This window comes from Mesorhizobium tianshanense (genome assembly GCF_007830515.1).
Lineage (GTDB): Bacteria > Pseudomonadota > Alphaproteobacteria > Rhizobiales > Rhizobiaceae > Mesorhizobium > Mesorhizobium tianshanense.
The window spans coordinates 1-2,192 of the sequence record NZ_VLKT01000142.1 but is presented as its reverse complement, the minus strand read 5'-3'; the positions used below and the strand labels follow the sequence as shown (position 1 = coordinate 2,192).

Below are 2,192 nucleotides of genomic sequence, written 5' to 3'. Positions count from 1 at the left end.
CCTGAGGTGTAGATGACATAGGCGAGATGGCGTGAGGTCAGGCCAAGCGCGCGCGGATCCGGGTTCGAGGCGGGCAGTTCGGCCCAGGCCGGGGTCGCCGTCTCCGGATCGACCACGCTCACATCGGCCAGCGCCTCGGGGCCGAGTGCGGCACGGCCGGCCGCATCGGCCAGCAGCAGGTGCGGGGCGGCATCGCCGAGAACCTGCCGCAGCCGCGCGCACGGATAGGTCGCGTCCAGCGGCAGATAGGCGCCGCCCGCCTTGAGGATCGCTAGCAGTCCCACCACCATCGCCGGGCTGCGCTCCAGGCAGATCGCCACCGGCTGGTCCGGCCTGACCCCGAGCCCGATCAAATGATGCGCCAGACGGTTGGCCCGCGCATTGAGCTCGCCATAGCTCAACCGCTCGTCGTCATGGACCAGCGCCACCGCCTCCGGCGCCTTGCGCACCTGCGCCTCGAACAGCTCGTGGATGCACCGATCCCACGGATAGGCCGCCGCCGTCCGGTTCAATTCCTCCAGCAGATACGTCCGCTCGGCGGTCGGCAGGATGTCCAGTTCGCGCACCGGCATGTCGGGCGCCTGCTCCAGCGCCTGCGCCAGTTGCTCGAGCACGTGCTGCATGTAGCCGCAGACCCGATCCGCAGAGATTGGCTCCGCCACCTGCGCCGTCACGCCGAGCGCCTCGCCAAAGTCCTCCACCGACAGGATCAGCGGATAGTTGGTGCGTTCCTCACCGCCCAGCCATTCCATGCCCGACAGGACATCATCCGGTCCAGAACCGGCCATGGCCGCCGGCGTGTTGTGGCGGTAGTTCAACAGCGCGCTGAACAGCGGCGCCGGCGCCGCAACGCCGCTGCAGCGTTGCGCCAGCGCCAGCGAGGCATGCTCATGCGCCAGCAGCTCGGAAAGCCGCGCATGGGTGCTGCGCACGCCCGCCTCGACCCCGGTCCCGTCCAGGTCAAGCCGCACAGGCAGGGTGTTGATGAACAGGCCCAGCGCCCGGTCGACACCCGCACCTCCATGCATGCGGCCGAACAGCACCGTGCCGAACACCACCTGCTCTCGCCCGCTGCTGCGCGCCACCACCTGACCCCAGGCCAGATGGCACAGGCTGGCCAGGCTCACCCCGAGCCGCCGCGCCTGTTCCCGCAGCCGATCGTTGAGCGCCTGCGGCAGCATCCGATGTGCCTCGCCGACCCCGCTGCCGTCGCCGCGCACCTCGCTCAGCCCGAACGGCATGGTCGGCTCGTCGATGTCGGCCAACTGTTCCTGGAAGAACTCTTCATGCGCCTTGGCATCAACCCCCAGCCGCGCCTGCGCCACCAGATTGCGGAACGGCTGCGGTGCCGGCAACTCATGCGCGCGCCCCGCCAGCACGGCCCGCACCTCGGCATGCATCACTTCCAGCGTCGTGTGATCCCCGATCAGATGGTGCTGCAGCTCCAGCAGCAGCCAGCGCCCGCTGCCGGGCTCGCGCGCGATCACAAACCGCAACAACGGCGCCCGGCCAAGATCGATGCGCTGCCGGCGTGGATCAAACCGGCGCCGGAGCTCATCGGCGCCCGAACCGTCACAGGCATCCAGCTCGACCTCGCTCACCTGCAGCGGCGCTTTCCGCCACACCACCTGGGCCGGGCTCGACAGCCCCTCCCAGACAAAGGCCGTGCGCAGGATGTCGTGCCGATCCACCACCTGCTGAACCGCGCCAAGATAGCGCTCCAACAGGCCACGCTCGGCAAACGCCATCTGCGAGACCAGCAGATAGGGATCGCCCCGGCTGGCCAGCAGATGATGGAACAGGATGCCGTCCTGAAGCGGCGACAGGCCATAAATGTCCTGGATGTTGCCGACGCCGCCGGGCACCGTGGTGACGATCCGGTCGATCTCCGGCTGGGCTAGCTCGATGAGCGGCAGCATCTGCGGCGTAATCGCCGTACTGTACTCGGTGATCAGGTTGGCAGGGATCGCCACCTCGTGATGGCTGCCAAGGCTTGCGGCAAGATCGGCCAGCACCGGCCTGGCGAACAGGATGCGCACCTCCACCCCGAGCGACAGCCGCCGCAGCCGCTCCATCAGCTGCACGGCCAGCAGCGAATGGCCGCCGAGTTCGAAGAAGTGGTCGTGGCGTCCGACCCGCTCGACCCCCAGAAGCTCCGCCCAGATCTGCGCCAGCGTCGTCTCGATCTCGCC

Annotated in this window: 1 protein-coding gene; it reads right to left on the bottom strand. The window is 68.8% G+C overall.

Features of this window, described 5'->3' with window-relative positions; genetic code table 11:
- A partial coding sequence (locus IQ26_RS38870) for a condensation domain-containing protein (RefSeq protein WP_145723576.1) occupies positions 1–2,192 on the bottom strand: 2,192 nt, incomplete at both ends.